General features: G+C 63.4%; 17 protein-coding genes. 7 read left to right on the top strand and 10 right to left on the bottom strand.

The window, feature by feature from the left end; genetic code table 11:
* Positions 1-24: 24 nt before the first annotated feature.
* The 4 genes from OKW40_RS22010 to OKW40_RS21995 all read right to left on the bottom strand — a co-directional run bounded on the left by OKW40_RS22010 (position 25) and on the right by OKW40_RS21995 (position 5,574).
* Positions 25-1,041 carry an NAD(P)H-quinone oxidoreductase gene (locus OKW40_RS22010; RefSeq protein WP_184028504.1) on the bottom strand — a complete coding sequence of 339 codons (1,017 nt, stop codon included), beginning with the start codon at positions 1,039-1,041 and terminating at the stop codon, positions 25-27.
* A 150-nt stretch (positions 1,042-1,191) separates the two neighbouring features.
* Positions 1,192-3,327 carry a polyribonucleotide nucleotidyltransferase gene (pnp, locus tag OKW40_RS22005; protein WP_429356883.1) on the bottom strand — a complete coding sequence of 712 codons (2,136 nt, stop codon included), beginning with the start codon at positions 3,325-3,327 and terminating at the stop codon, positions 1,192-1,194.
* A gap of 345 nt (positions 3,328-3,672) precedes the next feature.
* Positions 3,673-3,945, bottom strand: a complete 273-nt coding sequence (gene rpsO / locus OKW40_RS22000; protein ID WP_008920609.1) for a 30S ribosomal protein S15 — start codon at positions 3,943-3,945, stop codon at positions 3,673-3,675.
* Between the two features lie 204 nt (positions 3,946-4,149).
* Positions 4,150-5,574, bottom strand: coding sequence for a branched-chain amino acid ABC transporter substrate-binding protein (locus OKW40_RS21995; protein ID WP_429491488.1), 1,425 nt, complete (start codon positions 5,572-5,574; stop codon positions 4,150-4,152).
* Positions 5,575-5,761: 187 nt separating this feature from the next.
* Here OKW40_RS21995 and OKW40_RS21990 point away from each other — a divergent pair, with 187 nt between their 5' ends.
* The 3 genes from OKW40_RS21990 (at position 5,762) to OKW40_RS21980 (ending at position 8,847) form a co-directional block, all read left to right on the top strand.
* The gene (locus OKW40_RS21990) at positions 5,762-6,313 is read left to right on the top strand and encodes a hypothetical protein (protein ID WP_184059334.1); all 552 of its coding nucleotides are present in this window, start codon (positions 5,762-5,764) and stop codon (positions 6,311-6,313) included.
* A 226-nt stretch (positions 6,314-6,539) separates the two neighbouring features.
* Positions 6,540-7,175: a carbonic anhydrase gene (locus OKW40_RS21985; protein ID WP_429491487.1), complete on the top strand. Its 636-nt coding sequence runs from the start codon at positions 6,540-6,542 to the stop codon at positions 7,173-7,175.
* A gap of 109 nt (positions 7,176-7,284) precedes the next feature.
* Complete coding sequence (locus OKW40_RS21980) at positions 7,285-8,847, top strand: SulP family inorganic anion transporter (RefSeq protein ID WP_429491485.1); 1,563 nt, start codon at positions 7,285-7,287, stop codon at positions 8,845-8,847.
* Between the two features lie 126 nt (positions 8,848-8,973).
* Here OKW40_RS21980 and OKW40_RS21975 read toward each other — a convergent pair whose 3' ends face one another.
* From OKW40_RS21975 to OKW40_RS21950, 6 genes are all read right to left on the bottom strand, one after another.
* The gene (locus OKW40_RS21975; RefSeq protein ID WP_184010172.1) at positions 8,974-10,521 is read right to left on the bottom strand and encodes a 2-isopropylmalate synthase; all 1,548 of its coding nucleotides are present in this window, start codon (positions 10,519-10,521) and stop codon (positions 8,974-8,976) included.
* Positions 10,522-10,889: 368 nt separating this feature from the next.
* On the bottom strand, positions 10,890-11,762 hold the full coding sequence (pssA, locus tag OKW40_RS21970; RefSeq protein ID WP_429491483.1) for a CDP-diacylglycerol--serine O-phosphatidyltransferase: 873 nt from the start codon (positions 11,760-11,762) through the stop codon (positions 10,890-10,892).
* 24 nt (positions 11,763-11,786) lie between these two features.
* On the bottom strand, positions 11,787-12,425 hold the full coding sequence (locus OKW40_RS21965) for a phosphatidylserine decarboxylase (protein WP_184059342.1): 639 nt from the start codon (positions 12,423-12,425) through the stop codon (positions 11,787-11,789).
* Positions 12,426-12,557: 132 nt separating this feature from the next.
* Entirely contained in the window at positions 12,558-13,574 is a 1,017-nt protein-coding gene (gene ilvC, locus OKW40_RS21960) for a ketol-acid reductoisomerase (RefSeq protein ID WP_008920617.1), read from the bottom strand.
* A 106-nt stretch (positions 13,575-13,680) separates the two neighbouring features.
* The gene (gene ilvN / locus OKW40_RS21955) at positions 13,681-14,172 is read right to left on the bottom strand and encodes an acetolactate synthase small subunit (protein WP_018420000.1); all 492 of its coding nucleotides are present in this window, start codon (positions 14,170-14,172) and stop codon (positions 13,681-13,683) included.
* Between the two features lie 124 nt (positions 14,173-14,296).
* Positions 14,297-16,060, bottom strand: coding sequence for an acetolactate synthase 3 catalytic subunit (locus tag OKW40_RS21950; RefSeq protein WP_184028488.1), 1,764 nt, complete (start codon positions 16,058-16,060; stop codon positions 14,297-14,299).
* A gap of 356 nt (positions 16,061-16,416) precedes the next feature.
* Here OKW40_RS21950 and OKW40_RS21945 point away from each other — a divergent pair, with 356 nt between their 5' ends.
* The 4 genes from OKW40_RS21945 to OKW40_RS21930 are packed head-to-tail and all read left to right on the top strand — an operon-like array spanning position 16,417 to position 18,738.
* Positions 16,417-16,980 carry an RNA polymerase sigma factor gene (locus OKW40_RS21945; protein ID WP_184059344.1) on the top strand — a complete coding sequence of 188 codons (564 nt, stop codon included), beginning with the start codon at positions 16,417-16,419 and terminating at the stop codon, positions 16,978-16,980.
* Positions 16,977-17,408 carry a DUF3619 family protein gene (locus OKW40_RS21940; protein ID WP_429336031.1) on the top strand — a complete coding sequence of 144 codons (432 nt, stop codon included), beginning with the start codon at positions 16,977-16,979 and terminating at the stop codon, positions 17,406-17,408. The genes OKW40_RS21945 and OKW40_RS21940 overlap by 4 nt, the downstream gene beginning before the upstream one ends.
* Positions 17,409-17,424: 16 nt before the next feature.
* Complete coding sequence (locus OKW40_RS21935; protein WP_429491480.1) at positions 17,425-18,192, top strand: DUF3106 domain-containing protein; 768 nt, start codon at positions 17,425-17,427, stop codon at positions 18,190-18,192.
* 21 nt (positions 18,193-18,213) lie between these two features.
* The gene (locus OKW40_RS21930; protein ID WP_184059350.1) at positions 18,214-18,738 is read left to right on the top strand and encodes an RDD family protein; all 525 of its coding nucleotides are present in this window, start codon (positions 18,214-18,216) and stop codon (positions 18,736-18,738) included.
* The last annotated feature ends 615 nt before the right edge of the window (positions 18,739-19,353 follow it).

The following is a 19,353-nucleotide window of genomic DNA, read 5'->3' as shown; positions in this document are numbered from 1 at the left end:
GTGGATCGGGTCAAACCGATGACGTCAAGCCTCCTGACCCCACGTCAACACGATCTTGCCGACGTGCGTGCCGCTTTCCATCAGCGCATGCGCGTCGGCAGCCTGGGCGGCCGGAAACACGCGATGCACGACCGGCTTGATGCGCCCAGCTTCGAGATGCGGCCACACGCGCTCCTTCAGTTGCGCGGCGATCTGCGCCTTGAACTCGATCGGCCGTGGTCGCAGCGTCGAACCGGTCACCGTCAGACGGCGACGCAACACTTCGTTCAGGTTCAGCTCCGCCTTCGCGCCGCCGAGCAGCGCAATTAGTACGATACGGCCACCGTCGGCGAGAGCCGACAATTCGCGCGGCACGTAGCTGCCTGCCACCATGTCGAGGATCACGTCGACGCCACGATCGTTGGTCAGCGACTTGATGACTTCGACGAAATCTTCAGTCCTGTAGTTGATCGCGCGTTCGGCGCCGAGCGCTTCGCACGCGCGGCACTTTTCGTCCGAGCCCGCGGTCGCGAACACACGGAAGCCGAGCGCGTGCGCAATCTGGATCGCCGTCACGCCGATGCCGCTCGAACCACCCTGCACGAGCAGCGTTTCATTCGCACCGCCCTCGCCCTGGCCGAGCTGCGCGCGATTGAAGACGTTGCTCCACACCGTGAAAAAAGTCTCGGGCAGCGAAGCCGCTTCGATATCCGACAACCCCGTCGGCACCGGCAGGCATTGCAGCAGCGGCGCGGCCGCAAATTCCGCGTAGCCGCCGCCCGCGAGCAGCGCGCACACGCGATCGCCGATCTTCAGACCAAACGGGTTGTTCTTCGCGTCGATCGTGCCGCCGACGATCTCGCCCGCCACCTCCAGCCCCGGCAGATCCGACGCTCCCGGCGGCGGCGCATAGCCGCCCTTGCGCTGAAACACGTCCGGACGATTGATTCCGGATGCCGCCACCTTGATCAGCACCTCGCCAGCCTTGAGCTGCGGCGTCGGACGCTCCGCCAGCTTGAGGACTTCCGGCGCACCGAATTCAGTGATTTCGATCGCTTTCATCTGCGTCAACTCCAAGATTGGATTGCGTTACCTACCCGTTGCCGCCGTCTGCCGTAGCGCACCGCTGCGATTCGAATGCGCAACGCAATCCATCCTGCATGAAAAACGGCCGGCGCGCATGACACGGCCGGCCGTTTGTCCGCTACCGCCTTACTGCGGCGTCGGCTCGCCTTGCGGCGCGTCGTTCAGCAATGCCTTCGCCGACAGACGCACACGACCCTTCTCGTCCGTCTGGATGACCTTGACCTTCACCTGCTGGCCATCCTTCAGATAGTCGTTGATGTCCTTGATGCGCTCGTTCGCGATCTCGGAGATATGCAGCAGACCATCCTTACCCGGCAGGATGTTCACGATCGCGCCGAAGTCGAGCAGCTTGAGCACGGTGCCTTCGTACACCTGGCCCACTTCGACTTCCATCGTGATCGCTTCGATACGACGCTTCGCTTCGGCCATGCCTTCGCTGTTCGTGCTCGCGATCGTGACGACGCCGTCATCCGAAATGTCGATCGTCGTGCCGGTTTCTTCGGTGAGCGCGCGGATCACCGAGCCGCCCTTGCCGATCACGTCGCGAATCTTTTCCGGGTTGATCTTGATCGTGATCATGCGCGGTGCGAACTCCGACAGTTGGGTGTTCGCGCCGGCCACGGCCGAGGTCATCTTGCCGAGGATGTGCATGCGGCCTTCCTTCGCCTGCGCGAGCGCGACCTGCATGATTTCCTTCGTGATGCCCTGAATCTTGATGTCCATCTGCAGCGCGGTCACGCCTTGTTCCGTACCCGCGACCTTGAAGTCCATGTCGCCGAGGTGATCTTCGTCGCCGAGAATGTCGGTCAGCACCGCGAAGCGATTACCTTCGAGGATCAGGCCCATCGCGATACCGGCGACGTGCGCCTTCATCGGCACGCCGGCGTCCATCAGCGCGAGGCAACCGCCGCACACCGAAGCCATCGACGACGATCCGTTCGACTCGGTGATTTCCGACACGACGCGGATCGAGTAGCCGAACTCGTCGGCGCTCGGCAGGCACGCGACGAGCGCGCGCTTGGCGAGACGGCCGTGACCGATTTCACGGCGCTTCGGCGAACCGACGCGGCCCGTTTCGCCCGTCGCGAACGGAGGCATGTTGTAGTGGAGCATGAAGCGTTCGCGGTACTCGCCTTCGAGCGCGTCGATGTTTTGCTCGTCGCCCTTCGTGCCGAGCGTCGCGACCACCATCGCCTGCGTCTCGCCGCGCGTGAACAGCGCCGAGCCGTGGGTACGCGGCAGCACGCCGGTGCGGATTTCGATCGGGCGCACGGTGCGCGTGTCGCGGCCGTCGATACGCGGCTCGCCGTTCAGGATCTGCGTACGGACGATCTTCGCTTCGATGTCGAACAGCACGTTGCCGACCGACGCCTTGTCGGCCGCCACGGTGCCCGCTGCCGCCGCTTCTTCCTCGAGCTTCGCCGAGGTCGCCGCGTAGACTTCCTTCAGCTTGGTCGAGCGAGCCTGCTTGTCGCGGATCTGGTACGCGGCGAGCAGTTCGGCTTGCGCAAATTCGGTCACGCGTGCGATCAGCGCTTCGTTCTTCGCGGCCGGCTGCCAGTCCCACTCGGGCTTGCCGCCTTCGCGGACGAGTTCGTGGATCGCGTCGATCGCGGTCTGCATCTGTTCATGACCGAACACGACGGCGCCGAGCATCACTTCTTCGCTCAATTGCTGCGCTTCCGATTCGACCATCAGCACCGCGCGTTCCGTGCCGGCGACGACGAGGTCGAGTGCCGATTCCTTCATCTGCGGACGCGTCGGGTTCAGCACGTATTCGTTGTTGATGTAGGCCACGCGCGCCGCGCCGACCGGGCCGTTGAACGGCAGACCGGACACCGCGAGCGCCGCCGAGGCGCCGATCAGCGCAGGGATGTCGGCGGGGATTTCCGGATTCAGCGACAGCACGTGAATCACGACCTGCACTTCGTTGTAGAAGCCTTCCGGGAAGAGCGGACGCAGCGGACGGTCGATCAGGCGCGAGATCAGCGTCTCGCCTTCCGACGGACGGCCTTCGCGACGAAAGAAGCCACCCGGGATCTTGCCGGCGGCGTAAGTCTTTTCGATGTAATCGACGGTGAGGGGGAAGAAGTCCTGGCCCGGCTTCGCGGTCTTCGCGCCGACCACGGTGGCGAGCACCACGGTATCTTCGACGTCGACGATCACCGCGCCGCCCGCCTGGCGAGCGATTTCACCGGTTTCGAGGCGAACGTTGTGCTGCCCCCACTTAAACTCTTTGACGATCTTATTGAACATAGTCATTGCTTTTCCTCATCGTAATGCCGCGCGGACCGGAGCGGCGCGGCAACGCCAAGCCGGCGCCGCATGGGAAGAGTCGTGCTATGCCATTCCAGAGAGCCACGTGCTGCGACTGCGCGCGAACCGCTGGAATGACACAAAACTCCGCCCTGAAGCCCGGCCTTGTTTCCTGTTACTGCTTCTTCTACTGCTGTTCTGCTACTGCTACTGCGCTTGCCCGTAGACGCCGCGCGAACCGGCATACGCCGCGGATCACAGGCGGTGCGCGTTACACGAAGCGCGCCGCGCAAAAACAAAATGCCTGTATCAGCGAAACTGACACAGGCATCTTGCTGAACGACTGGCCGATTACTTACGCAGACCCAGCTTCTCGATCAGGCTGCGGTAACGATCCGCGTCCTTACCCTTCAGGTAGTCGAGCAACTTGCGACGGCGGCTCACCATGCGCAGCAGACCGCGGCGGCTGTGGTGATCCTTCGTGTGCTCCTTGAAGTGGGAGGTCAGTTCGTTGATACGGGTCGTGAGCAGCGCGACCTGAACTTCGGGGGAGCCGGTGTCGTTGGCTGCGCGTGCGAATTGCGCGACGACTTCGGACTTCTTGCTTGCTTCAACTGCGGACATGTCAATTTCCTTGATAACTGGACAGGCGGTCACGGAAGAAAGGCCGTGCCGTGGGATACCCGTTTCACAATTTACTGAGTCCCGTTCGTGGCTGAATTAACTGAATCAGAACCCAGCCCAACAACGGGACGCGTATTGTAGCACAGCCGATTCCGGCCGCGAACCCCGGGCCAGCAAGGCGGATTGAGTGTCGCTCGCGGGCGCTCAGGGGCGCCGCATCCGGCAGACCGTCGGCAATAGGGTGCGTTCGGCTGGTATCGCCAGCACCGTGCGAAAGCCATAGCCCGACCCTTCGTTATCGAAATGCACGCCGGGTGTGCCGGCTTTGTCCATCTGCATCACGTAGAGGGGCTGGATCAGCTGATGGTCATCGGCGCGCATCCACGATGCGTGAATACCGTTGTCGAAGCGGATGCCCTCGAGCGCTTTCGCGACCGCCGTCGGAGCGGCGCTGCCGGCGCGGCTCATCGCGGCGGCGAGCGTTTCGATCATCAGTGGCATACGCAGCACCGGATAGTCGTCCCGGGCGGCCGGAAAGCGCGCGCGGAACGCCGCGTACCACGCGTCGGAGGCCGCGCCACCGACATTCGGATGCCACTCGGCCACCGCGATCACGTGACCCACGCCTGCGTCGCCAAGCGCGGCCGGCGCGCCGAGGCTGTTGCCGTAGAACGTGTAGAACTTCGTGTCGAGGCCCTGCTCGCGCGCCGCCTTCACGAGCAGCGTCAGGTCGTTGCCCCAGTTGCCGGTGATCACGGCGTCCGCGCCGCTCGCGCGGATCTTCGCGATGTACGGCGCGAAATCCTTCACGCGGCCGATCGGGTGAAATTCGTCGCCGACCACCGCGATGTCGGGACGCTTCGCCGCTAGCGTCGAACGCGCGAGGCTGCTCACGTCGTGTCCGAAGCTGTAATCCTGGTTCAGCAGGTACACCTTTTTCACCGCCTTGTCGCGCTCGATCACCTCGGCGAGCGCGGCCATCCGCATGCCGGCGTGCGCGTCGAAGCGGAAGTGCCAGAAGCTGCAGTCCGCGTTGGTGAGCGCGGGGTCGTCGGCGGAGTAGTTGAGGAACAGTTCGCGGTTGTCCGGCTCGCGGCTGTTCTGCTTCTCGATCGCGCCGATCAGCGCCGCGGCGACCGCCGAGCTATTGCCCTGCAGGATGTAGCCGATATGGCGATCCGCGGCCGCGCGCAATTGCGTCAGCGCTTCCTCCGTGCTGCCCTTGCTGTCGAGCACGACGAGTTCGAACGGATGCGCGCCGTCCGCGAGTTCCACGCCGCCGTGCGCGTTGACCTGCTCGACACCGAAACGCAGATTGCGCTCGACCGCCGCGCCCGCGTTCGCGAACGGGCCGGACATGCCTTCGATCAGCGCGAGCTGGATTGGCGTGCCGGTGAGTTTGCCGGCCGGCAGGCTGGCGGACTTGCTTGCGTGATTATCGGCCGGGCTTGCCGCCAGCGTGGCCGCGCGGCTCCCCGGCTTGCCGGCGGGCGGAACGGTCCCCTGCGCGGACGCCTGACTCGCGCCCGTCGAGGCCGGATTCGCCGCCTCAGCCACGCCAACTCCCGCCACTGCCATCGAAATCGCCGTCAGCGCAACCGCCGCCGCCCCTCGCCACATCGCCGTCATGGTCGTCCGCTCTGAATCTTCGAAGCGCGGATCATAGGATGACGCGCACGGAATAGGCAAGCCGGCGCATCCGTTACCGTTTGGTGGCGACGTACGTTCAAGCAACGCCGTTCTTTCGCCACAGCGCGTGTCAAAATGGTGCGTTTCGATGATAAGAACCGCTATTCAAACGCCATCGGAGGAATACATGCCGAACCGCCACCACCCCACGGCGGCTGCTATCACAGCCCCGGCCGGCGCCAGTCTGCGCCGCGCCGCGCTCGTTTGCCTGAGCGTGCTCGCGCTCGCCGGCTGCGCCCAGCCGTGGCAGCAGTATCAACAGGGAGCGGACGCATCGACGGTCATCGCGCGTCTCGGTCCGCCGCGCGAAACCTATGATCTGCCCGACGGCGGCAAGCGTCTGATGTGGCCGACCCAACCGATGGGCGAAACCACCACCGCCGCCGACATCAACGCAGCCGGCAAGATCATCAACATGCGCCAGGTGCTGCAACCCAACGAGTTCTACCGCGCCGAGATCGGCAAATGGACACGCGGCGACGTGCTGGTGAACTTCGGCCGCCCGGTCGAAACGTCGTACTTCCCGCTGATGAGGCGCGAAGTCTGGACCTATCGCTATCTCGAAGACAACGTCTGGTACATGATGTACAACTTCTACTTCGATGACCAGGGCATCTTGCGCCTCACGCAGAAGACCCCCGACCCGCTGCACGACCCCGACCGCCGCAACCTGTTCTGAGCACTGAGCACCCTCTTCGGAAGAAGCACCAAATCTCAAAAAAGCCGCCTTCGATAGGCGGCTTTTTTATTGTTTAAGCATAAAACAGAATTTTATCCTGTTTACGTCCACAATTTTGCGAAAGAAAGGTTATTGTAAACGCCGTTCGGGCACCGGCTCGCAATCACGTGCAGACGCGGTTTCGGTCCGGTGCCAGGTCAATTGCCTCTCATACGGAGTTGCTACGATGAACCGACCCAAACACCTGCTGGTCGCCAACGTCGCGTGGGCCCATGAAACCGCGACGCGTAATCCGGCATTTTTTCGCGACCTGATGCGCGGACAGAATCCACACATTCTTTGGATCGGCTGCGCGGACAGCCGCGTGCCCGCCGAAACGATCACGCATTGCGAGCCCGGCGATCTGTTCGTCCATCGCAACATCGCCAACCTGTTTCATCCCAGCGACGACAACGTCGCGAGCGTCCTTGAATACGCGGTGCGGGTGCTCAAGGTCGGTCATGTGATCGTCTGCGGCCACTATGGCTGCGGCGGCGTGCGCGCCGCGCTGCTGCCGCCGGACCCCGCGCTGCCCCATGTGAACCGCCGTATCGCGCCGCTCTGCGCGCTCGCCAAAACGCATCACTCGGAGCTGGACGGCGCGGCGACCGAGCCGGATCGCGTCAATCGCCTCGCCGAGCTGAACGTGCTCGAACAGGTGCGGCAGCTACGGGCGAGCCCGATCGTGCACGAGGCTGAGCCGGCGCCGCTCGTGCACGGCTGGATCTTTGCGCTCGACGACGGGCGCATCAAGGTTCTCACCTCCGGCTATACCGCCGACGACGCGATGACCTGCACGACCGCGGCGCACAGCGCGGCCTAGCGAAGTGCGTCGCCCGTCCCATTCGAACCGCGGACGGAGCCGACAGCGGAATCGTCATCGGGCCATACCTGTTCGTCGCCCATCGTCCCACCTCTCGCTCTTCGACACCATGGATAATCAAACCTCTTTCTCCGCGCTCCAGAGCGACGTGCTCGCCGGAACGGCCGTTTTTCTGGTGGCCCTGCCGCTTTGCCTCGGCATTGCTCACGCATCGGGCGTCGACCCGTTTGCCGGACTGGTGTCCGGCATCATTGGCGGGCTCGTGGTTGCCGCGCTGAGCGGCTCGCGTCTGAGCGTGAGCGGCCCGGCCGCGGGCCTCGTCGTGATCGTCGTCGACGGCATCGCACGGCTTGGCGGCTTTTCCGCTTTCCTGCTGGCCGTACTGCTGTCGGGCGTCATCCAGTTCGGCTTCGGCATGCTCAAGGCCGGCCGGTTCGCCGCCTACGTGCCGTCGCCGGTGATCAAGGGGATGCTCGCGGCCATCGGCGTGCTGTTGATCCTCAAGCAGCTCCCCGTTGCGCTGGGGCTGTCCGGCACCGCCGACTCCGTCCACTCGGCGGCGGCGGTCGCAACGCCGCTCGGCCCAATCTCACCGACCGCCGTGCTGATCACACTGCTGTCGCTCGCGATCCTCGCCGGCTGGGAAACGCGCGCGCTGCGCCGCTTCGCCGTCGTGCGCATCATGCCCGCGCCGCTCGCGGTGGTGCTGCTCGGCATCGGCGCGACGCTCGCCCTCAATCTCGTCGCGCCATCGTTGGCACCGCCCGCCGAAGGGCGGGTCGCGTTGCCGTCGCTGGAATCGTTCGCGGCACTGCAGGCCGTGCTCGCGTCGGCCGACTTCGGCCCACGGTTCGCCCAGCTCGTCAATCCCGACATATGGCGCGTTGCGATCACGATCGCCATCCTCGCAAGTCTCGAAACGCTACTGAGCCTCGAAGCGGTCGAACAGATCGATCCGGAGCGCCGCCGCGCGCCTCCCGATCGCGAGCTGAAGGCGCAGGGCGTGGGCAATCTGATCGCGGGTGCGATCGGCGGCCTGCCGATCACCGCGGTGATCGTGCGTAGCTCCGCGAACGTCCATGCCGGCGCAAAAAGCCGACTCTCGGCGATCGTTCACGGCGTGTTGCTTCTCGTCAGCGTGTTCGCGCTCACGAGCGTGATCAACCTGATCCCGCTCGCCTGCCTTGCCGCGATCCTGATCTTCACCGGGTTCAAACTCGCCAAGCCGTCGTTGTTCGCCGGGCTCGCGCGGCAGGGATTCGCGCCGTTCGCACCATTTATCGTCACAGTCGTCGGTGTGCTCGTCACCGATCTGCTGATCGGTATCGTGCTCGGCATCCTGTGCAGCATGCTGTTTGCGCTGTACGCAAACCTGCGCGGCCCGATCGTGCTCGCGCAGCATGGCGATCACTACCTGCTGTCGTTTCGCAAGGACGTGTCGTTTCTCGGTAAGGTGCCGCTCAAGCACTATCTGCAGCAGATTCCGGATGGCGCCACCGTTATCGTCGATGCGACACGCGCCGATTTCGTCGACCACGACGTGCGCGAACTGCTGGACGGGTTCGTCGCCGATGCGCCTCGCCGTGGGATTACCGTCGACGTCAGATTTCAAGTCCGCGAGCAGGCCCGCGCAACGCGCGGCTGGTCGCTGCGGCGCACGACGGCGGAGTAGTTTCGTCATATCGCGCCGCCGCAGCTGCGCGATGACGGCAGAAAAAAGCCCCGTGTGCCGAGCACCACGGGGCTTCTCCTCCGATCCACACAAGCGATCGCGCACTACCGGCGCGCCATGCTCGCGCTACTCCGAGCGCTGCGGATTCACCTTGTCCGCATTCGAATAGAGCTTGTTGAGCGCCGAAAAATATGCCTTCGCGGATGCCGCGACGATATCCGGATCAGTGCCCGTGCCGTTGACGATGCGCCCGCTCTTCGACAACCGCACGGTCACTTCGCCCTGCGCCTGCGTGCCGGTCGTGATCGCGTTGACCGAGTACAGCAGCAGTTCGGAGCCGCTGCCCACTTCCGTTTCGATCGCGTTGAGGGTGGCGTCGACCGGTCCGTTGCCGCGCGCTTCGCCGGTGATCTCTTTACCCTCTACCGAGAACACGACCTTCGCGTGCGGCTGCTCGCCGGTTTCGGAATGCTGCGACATCGACAGAAACTTGTAGTGCTCCTTCTCGTGCGCTTCCGCCGATTCCTCGTTGACGATGGCGATGATGTCTTCGTCGAAGATCTCCGCCTTGCGATCGGCGAGTTCCTTGAAGCGCGCGAACGCGGTGTTCAGTTCGGCTTCGCTGTCGAGCGCGATGCCAAGCTCCTGCAGACGCTGTTTGAACGCATTGCGGCCCGACAGCTTGCCGAGCACGATCTTGTTCGCGGCCCAACCCACGTCTTCCGCGCGCATGATTTCGTAGGTATCGCGCGCCTTCAGCACGCCATCCTGATGGATGCCCGACGCGTGCGCGAAAGCGTTCGCGCCGACCACGGCCTTGTTCGGCTGCACGACGAAGCCAGTGATCTGCGACACGAGCTTCGAGGCCGGCACGATCTGAGTCGTGTCGAGGCCGACGTCGAGTCCGAAGTAATCCTTGCGGGTCTTCACCGCCATTACGATTTCTTCGAGCGACGTATTGCCCGCACGCTCGCCGAGCCCGTTGATCGTGCATTCGACCTGGCGCGCGCCGCCAATCTGCACGCCGGCGAGCGAATTCGCGACCGCCATGCCGAGGTCATTGTGGCAATGCACGGAGAACACCGCCTTGTGCGAGTTGGGAATGCGCTCGCGCAGCGTCTTCACGAGTTGGCCATAGAGCTCCGGCACGCCGTAGCCGACGGTGTCCGCGATGTTGATCGTGGTCGCGCCTTCGGCGATCACCGCTTCCAGCACACGGCACAGGAAGTCCAAATCCGAGCGGCTGCCGTCTTCCGGCGAGAATTCGACGTCGTCGGTGAACTTGCGCGCGAAACGCACCGCAAGCTTGGCCTGCTCGAATACCTGCTCGGGCGTCATCCGCAGCTTCTTCTCCATGTGCAGTGGCGACGTTGCGATGAACGTGTGGATGCGGAAATGATCGGCCGGCTTCAGTGCGTCGGCGGCCTTCTGTATGTCCTTGTCGTTCGCGCGCGCAAGCGAGCAGATCGTGCTGTCCTTCACGAGGCCGGCGATCGTATGGATCGCGTCGAAGTCGCCGTTCGAGCTGGCCGCGAAGCCCGCTTCGATCACGTCGACTTTCATCCGTTCGAGTTGCCTGGCGATGCGGATCTTCTCTTCCTTCGTCATCGACGCGCCGGGCGATTGCTCGCCGTCACGCAGCGTGGTGTCGAAAATGATCAGTTTGTCGGACATGTCGGGCCTCCTCGGGAGTCGTTCAGATGTGAGACTTGGTTTTGGAATGGGACGATGAGCGCCGCCGCTGGCAAGGTAGGGCGATCACGATGATCGCGGCCGGTGCGGACGGAACGCAAAAACGCATAAGGGCGTGAACGAAGCATGATGGCGCGGCGCAGCGAACGGCCTCGCCGACCCGGCAAAATCGGCCACGCCCACGCACTGATCCGACGACTATAGCGGCATTCCAGCCACCGCGCAATGCGCGCCGGGGCGGCCTGCGGCGCTGTCCGAAGCGACCGCGTCACGGCACCAACCAACGAAAAACGGCAGCCTGCAGGCTGCCGTTTTTCGTACGCCGCTGCGATGCAGCGCGGTTCAAATCTTCAACGGTCGTGCGATATCGAACGCGCCGGATTGGCCCGGCCGCGCACCGCCTGATACGCCCAGAACACGTAGCCGGATAGACCGTACAGCACGAACAGACCGAACAGCATCAACGGCGGATCGGACGACACGAGCACGAAGGCGACCACCACCAGCAGGATCACGCCGAACGGCACGCGATGCCGTACGTCGAGCGCCTTGCCGCTATAGAACGGCGCGTTCGACACCATCGTCACGCCCGCGTAGATGGTCAGCACGAAGGCGACCCACGGCAGCCAGACGAGCTTCAGCGGCACGCGGTTGTCGGTGGCGAGCCACACGAAACCGGCGATCAGTGCCGCCGCGGCCGGGCTCGGCATGCCCTGGAAAAAACGCTTGTCGACCACGCCGATATTCGTGTTGAAACGCGCGAGCCGTAGCGCCGCGCCGGAACAATAGACGAACGCCGCGAGCCAGCCCCACCGGCCGAGGTCCTTCAGGATCCATTCGTACATCACGAGCGCGGGCGCAACACCGAACGACACCATGTCCGACAGGCTGTCGAACTGCTCGCCGAACGCGCTTTGCGTATGCGTCATGCGCGCGACGCGACCGTCCATGCCATCGAGCACCATCGCGACGAAGATCGCGATCGCCGCGATCTCGAAGCGCACGTTCATCGCCTGCACGACGGCGAAGAAGCCGCAGAACAGCGCGGCCGTGGTGAATGCGTTCGGCAGCAGGTAGATGCCGCGTTTTCTGAGGAACTGCTGACGCTGCGCGCGCCGGCTGTCGGTGACCGGCGACTCCGTGACCACCGGCGGCTTGTTGCGACGAAACGGCCGCGGCAGCGGTCCACTGCTGCGGGGTCGACGCGGTTTGAATGCGGCCATTCGGACAACCTCCTGTATGCCGCTTTACAGCTCGGCGAGGATCGTGGACGACGCCGACACCTTCTCGCCGATCGACACGCGCGGACGGCTGCCCACCGGCAAATACACGTCGACGCGCGAACCGAAGCGGATGAATCCGTAACGCTGGCCGCGGGTCAGCGGCTCGCCTGCACGGACGTAGCAAAGAATCCGCCGCGCGATCAGCCCGGCAATCTGCACCGACGTGACCGTCTGGCCGCCGGCCATTTCGATCACGACCGCGTTGCGCTCGTTTTCGAGCGAGGCTTTATCGACCGCCGCGTTCAGATAGGCGCCAGGAAAGTATTCGACTTTCGAGATCGCACCGTCGACGGGCGAGCGCTGCGAGTGCACGTTGAATACGTTCATGAACACGCTGATCTTCAGCGCTTCGCGATTCGCATAAGGATCATGCGCGGTTTCTACCGCGACGATACGACCGTCGGCAGGACACAGCACCGCGTTGGCCTGCGTCGGAATCGGACGCGCCGGGTCGCGGAAAAACTGCACGATGAAGATCAGGATCAGCCAGAAGAGCCACGCAAAGCCGAACCCCCCGAAGGCGTGAACCAGTAAAGCAACGACGGCCGCGATGGCGATGAACGGCCAGCCTTCTCGCGCGATGATCGGATGAGGGTAATTCATGGATGGCTTCTGTGTTTTTGTAAAACCGTAGGATAGCAAAAGCCGCCCAGGGTTCAGCACCCTTGGACGGCTTTTTGACTGGTCCGGCCGCCGCACCGAAGCGCCGCGCCGAACCTCGTTACGTCGAGACGCTTAGTTCTTCGACTGGTCGACGAGCTTGTTCTTCGCGATCCACGGCATCATCGCGCGCAGCTTCGAGCCAACCTGCTCGATCTGGTGCTCGGCCGTCAGACGGCGACGCGATTGCAGCGTCGGTGCGCCAGCCTTGTTCTCGATGATGAAGCTCTTCGCGTATTCGCCGGTCTGGATGTCGGTCAGCACGGCCTTCATCGCCTTCTTCGTTTCAGCGGTCACGATGCGCGGCCCCGTCACGTACTCGCCGTACTCGGCGTTGTTCGAGATCGAGTAGTTCATGTTCGCGATGCCGCCTTCGTAGATCAGGTCGACGATCAGCTTCAGTTCGTGCAGGCACTCGAAGTACGCCATTTCCGGCGCGTAACCCGCTTCGACCAGCGTTTCGAAGCCGGCCTTGATCAGGTCGACGGTACCGCCGCACAGCACAGCCTGCTCGCCGAACAGGTCGGTTTCGGTTTCTTCGCGGAAGTTCGTTTCGATGATGCCGGCCCGGCCGCCGCCGTTAGCCGCTGCGTACGACAGCGCGATGTCGCGCGCCGCGCCCGACTTGTCCTGCGCAACCGCGATCAGGTGCGGCACGCCGCCACCTTGGGAGTAGGTGCCGCGAACCGTGTGGCCCGGCGCCTTCGGCGCGATCATGATGACGTCGAGGTCGGCACGCGGGATCACCTGGCCGTAGTGAACGTTGAAGCCGTGCGCGAACGCGAGCGCTGCGCCCTGCTTGATGTTCGCGTGGACTTCCTTCGCGTACACGTCGGCGATCTGCTCGTCCGGCAGCAGCATCATGACGACGTCCGCGCCCTTCACCGCTTCCGCGACTTCCTTGACTTGCAGGCCGGCGTTTTCAGCCTTGCTCCACGATGCGCCGCCCTTGCGCAGACCGACCGTGATGTTCACGCCGCTTTCCTTCAGGTTCAGCGCGTGCGCATGGCCTTGCGAGCCATAGCCGATGATGGTGACCTGCTTGCCCTTGATGAGGGAGAGATCGGCGTCCTTGTCGTAGAAAACTTTCATGTCGGTTCCTTGGCTAGATTCGATGATTCAGAGAAATTCAGGTACTGCGAATGTTGTTATTGCCAGCCGGGCGATACCGCGTTGCCCGGCCTTGCGAAACGCGACGTCAGACCTTCAGAATGCGCTCGCCGCGACCGATGCCCGAGCTGCCCGTGCGGACCGTCTCGAGAATCGCCGTGGAATCGAGCCCCTCGATGAAGGCGTCGAGCTTGTCGCTCGCCCCCGTCAATTCGATCGTGTAGGTCTTTTCGGTGACGTCGATGATGCGGCCGCGGAAAATGTCCGCCATCCGCTTCATCTCCTCACGTTCCTTGCCGACCGCCCTCACCTTGATCAGCATCAGCTCGCGTTCGATGTGGGCGCCCTCGGTAAGGTCGACCACTTTCACCACCTCGATCAGGCGGTTCAGATGCTTCGTGATCTGTTCGATCACGTCGTCCGAGCCAACGGAGACGATGGTCATGCGCGACAGCGAACGGTCTTCGGTCGGAGCCACCGTCAAGGTTTCAATGTTGTAGCCGCGTGCGGAGAACAGACCCACCACGCGCGACAGCGCGCCTGGTTCGTTTTCCAGCAGGACGGAAATGATGTGTCTCATGTTTCGCTTCTTCCAGATGATGTGTCGATGTCTGCGAGCGGAGCGGCGCCGCTTCGTCTGCCCTCGCCTTTTTTGAAGGCGCGCATCACGAAGCCGGCGCTGGAGTTATCCAGACGCCCCGTCGTTAAAGATCTTCCGAACCCATGAGCATCTCGGTGATGCCCTTGCCGGCCTGAACCATCGGCCAGACGTTTTCGGTCGGATCGGTCTGGAAGTCGAGAAACACCGTGCGATCCTTCAGGCGCAGCGCTTCCTTCAGCGCCGGTTCCACATCGGCCGTGCGCTCGATGCGCATGCCCACGTGTCCGTACGCTTCGGCGAGCTTCACGAAGTCCGGCAGCGCATCCATGTACGAATGCGAATAGCGTTTGCTGTATTCGATCTGCTGCCACTGGCGCACCATGCCCAGATAGCGGTTATTCAGCGAAATAATCTTGATCGGCAGGTCGTACTGCTTGCAGGTCGACAGCTCCTGGATGCACATCTGGATCGAGCCTTCGCCCGTGATGCACAGCACGTCGTCGTCCGGATGGGCCATCTTCACGCCCATCGCGGCCGGTAAGCCGAAGCCCATCGTGCCGAGGCCACCGGAATTGATCCAGCGACGCGGCTTGTTGAACTTGTAGAACTGCGCGGCCCACATCTGGTGCTGGCCCACGTCGGAGCACACGAACGCGTTGCCGTCGGTCAGCTCCCACGCCTTTTCGACCACGTACTGCGGCTTGATGATGTCGCTCTTGCGGTCGAACTTCAGGCAATCTTTCGCGCGCCAGCCTTCGATGTCCTTCCACCAGTCGGCGAGCGCCGCTGCGTCGGGCCCATGCTCGGCCGTCTGCAACTGCTCGATCAGTTCCTTCAGCACTTCCTTCACGTCGCCGACGATCGGAATGTCGACCTTGACGCGCTTGGAAATGGAAGAGGGATCGATGTCGATATGGATGATCTTGCGCGGCCGCGACGCGAAGTGGCTCGGATCGCCGATCACGCGGTCGTCGAAGCGCGCGCCGATCGCGATCAGCACGTCGCAGTGCTGCATCGCCATATTGGCTTCGTACGTGCCGTGCATGCCGAGCATGCCGAGGAATTTCTTGTCGCTCGAGCGGTAGCCGCCCAGACCCATTAGCGTATTGGTGACCGGATAGCCGAGCAGATCGGCGAACTGGTTCAATTCACGCGACGCATCCGCGAGCACGATGCCGCCGCCGGTGTAGATATACGGACGCTTCGCCGACAGCAGCAGCGACACCGCCTTGCGGATCTGACCGGAGTGGCCCTTCGTGACCGGGTTGTATGAGCGCAGCGAAACGCTCTTGATCGGCTCGTATTGGCACGGCGTCTTCGACACGTCCTTCGGAATGTCGATCAGCACTGGGCCGGGACGGCCGGTACGGGCGATGTAGAAAGCTTTCTTGACCGTGGCGGCGAGATCGCGCACGTCCTTCACGAGGAAGTTGTGCTTTACGCAGGGACGCGTGATGCCGACCGTGTCGCATTCCTGGAATGCATCCTGACCGATCGCGGCAGTCGGCACCTGGCCGCTGATCACGACCAACGGGATCGAATCCATATAGGCGGTCGCGATGCCGGTCACTGCGTTGGTGACGCCGGGGCCGGAGGTCACGAGACACACGCCGACCTTGCCGGTGGAGCGCGCGTAGGCGTCCGCGGCATGCACGGCGGCCTGCTCGTGGCGCACGAGCACATGCTGGAACTTGTCCTGCTTGTACAGCTCGTCGTAAATGTAGAGTACCGAGCCGCCGGGATAGCCCCAGATGAACTCGACGTCTTCGTCGGCCAGTGCCTTCATGAGCACGGTGGCGCCGATAGAGTCTGCTTCGTGATGGGGGGTCGTATCCGACGTGGAGAATTCCGCGCTGGGCATATTCATTGATTCACCTTTCGAATTTTCGGCAAAAAATTGATCGGGTGCTCTCTGCCGGGCTTGTGGCTCGGGTTCAAGCGGCGCGTCCAGTTGACAGGAGGGCTTCTTGGGCCACACCTCAATTGAGACAACTCACTTATGTTGCGAACCAGCGACGATAGCTTCTGACGCGCTCGCGGTCAAGAAAATATTGCCATTTGGCTCGCGCGTAAGAGCGCGCGATCGGACGGAATGTCGACCGTCATGCAAATGCAAGCTTGAGCAGGTTTCACCCTATCGGAGCAAAAGTTTGTTAGCATCCGCGAGTTTTACGACATTTTTCGACCGATTACGCGCACGCTTGCTGCGCCGACCCCAACCGGATGGCATCAGACAAGGAACTCGCCGATTTTCTGGCGGGCGTCGAAAGGCGCGCATTCAAGCAGACGGTCTACGCCGTGCGGGACGACGACGCGTCCCTCGACATCGTGCAAGACGCGATGATCAAGCTCGCCGAGAAATACGGCGACCGTCCGGCGGCCGAGCTACCGCTGCTGTTTCAGCGTATTCTGCAGAATGCGACGCACGACTATTTCCGCCGTGCCAAAGTACGCAACACTTGGGTTAGTCTATTCTCGTCGCTCGGCAATGCCGACGACGACGAGTTCGATCCGCTGGAAACCCTCGAGGCCGAGGCGGGTTCGGCTGGCGCCGAGAGCAACGAACAGAAGCTCGAACGAGAGCAGGTCCTGCAGTCGATCGACAACGAGATCCAGAAATTACCGGCACGTCAACGGGAGGCGTTTCTCATGCGTTATTGGGAGGATATGGATGTCGCCGAGACTGCCGCCGCAATGGGCTGCTCCGAAGGCAGCGTGAAAACGCACTGCTCCCGGGCCACTCACACGCTGGCGCAAGCGCTCAAGGCGAAAGGAATCACGCTATGAGCTCCCTTGAAAACACAGAACTCGAGTTTGCGCGTCAACTGCGCCGCGCGCTTGACGAAAACACCGCCAGCCTCCCTCCCGCCACCGTCGACCGGCTCGCTGCCGCGCGTCGTGCCGCGTTGGCGCGCAAAAAGCCCGAAGCCGTCAGCGCGCCGGTGTTCGTGCCTGCGTTCGCCGGCATGCCGGCCGGGATAGCGGGGCTACCGCAGGGAGGCTTCGAGCCGCGCCGCCGCTGGCCGCTGCGCCGCTTCGCGCTCGCGTGGCCGCTGGCCGCGCTGGTCGTGAGCCTGATCGGCATCGCGTACTGGGAAGATCACCAGCGCACCGCCGAACTTGCCGACATCGATGCCGCCATGCTAAGCGACGACCTGCCGCTCAATGCCTATCTCGACCACGGCTTCAACGCGTATCTTTCACGCGCCCACTGAGCGGGAGATTCCTCGGGTGAGTTACAAGCGCGGCCTGGCCGTTGTTTTCGGATGCGCGATCGCGGCCCTGGTGTCGTTTGTCGCGACCTATCCGCGCTTTCACCCGAGCCCATCGTCGGCGGGCAATCCGTCGCCCGGCGTCAACGTCGCCGCGCCCGCGCCCGCCCCCGCACTTTCCGTCGAATTGCCCGGCCTGCCGGGCAGCAATAGCCCCCTCGCGTGGTCACGCCTGAGCGCCGCCGACCACGCCGCGCTGGCCCCATTCGCATCGCAATGGGATTCGTTTAGCGACGAACGCAAGCGAAAGTGGATCAAGATTGCGTCGCGATACGCAAAGATGTCGCCGGATGCGCAAAAGCGTCTGCATGAGCGCATGAGTGAATGGGTGCGCATGACGCCCGATCAGCGCCGCGTCGCGCGCGAAAACTACCAGGTTTCGAAGGAGTTACCGCGCGAAGCGCGCCAGAAGGCGTGGAAAGCGTACCAACAACTGCCCGAAGAAACGAAGGAGCGGCTCGCCGCGAGCGAACGCAAGCGTCGCCCCAGCGTCGTCAGCGCGCCGCCATCGGCTCGCAACGAGATCAAGGGCATCGACCGGTTCGTGAATGCGCGCGAGCACGGCGCCAGTGCTGCCGCGGCGGCGAGCGCCGCGCCGGCTGCCTCCGCGCCGGCCGCGGCCTCGCTGCCGGCAACGCCTGCGATTCCGGCGGCGGGCAGCTTCGTACCGGCGACGCCGGTGCCCGTGTCGCCTGCCGAAGCGCCGGCAATCTTCCACGGCTCCTGATTCCGACCCCGAACCCATTACGTGTCCCAGCCGCTCGCCACCCCCACCCTGCCTGCCGCCGCACCCGGCGGCACGGCGCCCACCGTCCGGCGACGGCTCGCGGCACTGCTCTACGAAGCGGTCATTCTGTTCGGCGTCGTGTTTGTCGCCGGCTATCTGTTCAGCACGCTGACGCAGCAGCGTAACGGGCTCGCGCATCACAACCTGCTCGCCGGCTGGATCGGCCTCGTGGTCGGCGTGTACTTCGTCTGGTTCTGGACGCACGGCGGCCAGACGCTGCCGATGAAAACCTGGCGATTACGGGTTGTCGGCGCTGATGGCGCGCCGGTTTCGGTTGGGCGGGCGATTGCGCGGTATGTGTTCGCCTGGTTGTGGTTTTTGCCGCCGCTGGCGTTGCATCCACTTCTTGGGTTGCGGGTGCCGCAGACGCTTGTTATTGCGGGCGTCTGGTTCGTGGTGTGGGCCGCGAGTGGGCGTTTTGATCCGCAGCGGCAGTTTTTGCATGATCGGCTCGCGGGGACGCGGGTGGTAGCGGTTGGGCGCTAGCGCGCGTGGGCGATGGGCCGAATGCGGTGTTGGCCTTTCCTTGCTTTGTTATCGGTGTATTGGCGTTGCCCCTTGCAGGGCGGGGCTTTTTCCGTTGTTCTGGCTTCGTTGGCCTTTCCTTGCTGACTTATCGGTCTATTAGCGTTGCCCCTGTGCGGGGGGGCACCTACTTTCTTTGCTGCTGCAAAGAAAGTAGGCAAAGAAGACAGCTCAAACCGCCAACTCTTAAGTGGGTCCCTCGGTCCGCGTGAGGTAGTGGTGCATCTGGAATCCGTGCTCCCGCACATTCCGCGCTAGTGACAAGGCAGTCATTCTTCCGGCGGCGCTACGCGCACCGAAACCCCGTTCAAAACCCACTGGTGGTTTCGGCGCATCGCCGAGGCGCAGCCGAGGGTCCCCGCTGCGCGGGCAAAACCATTGGTTTCCCAGGCAGACCCGTCCGCGACGCACGTAGTGCGGAGTGGGAGGGATGACGGCTTTGTCACGAACGGCGGAATGTGCGGGGGCCCGGATTCCAGATGCACCACTACCCCTTCCAAGCCAGGGGACCCGCTTAAAAGTTTGCGGTTTTAGCTGTCTTCTTTGCCTACTTTCTTTGCAGCAGCAAAGAAAGTA

This window comes from Paraburkholderia sp. RAU6.4a (assembly GCF_050435625.1).
Classification (GTDB): Bacteria; Pseudomonadota; Gammaproteobacteria; order Burkholderiales; family Burkholderiaceae; genus Paraburkholderia; species Paraburkholderia tuberum.
This window is presented reverse-complemented; position numbering and strand designations above follow the sequence as displayed.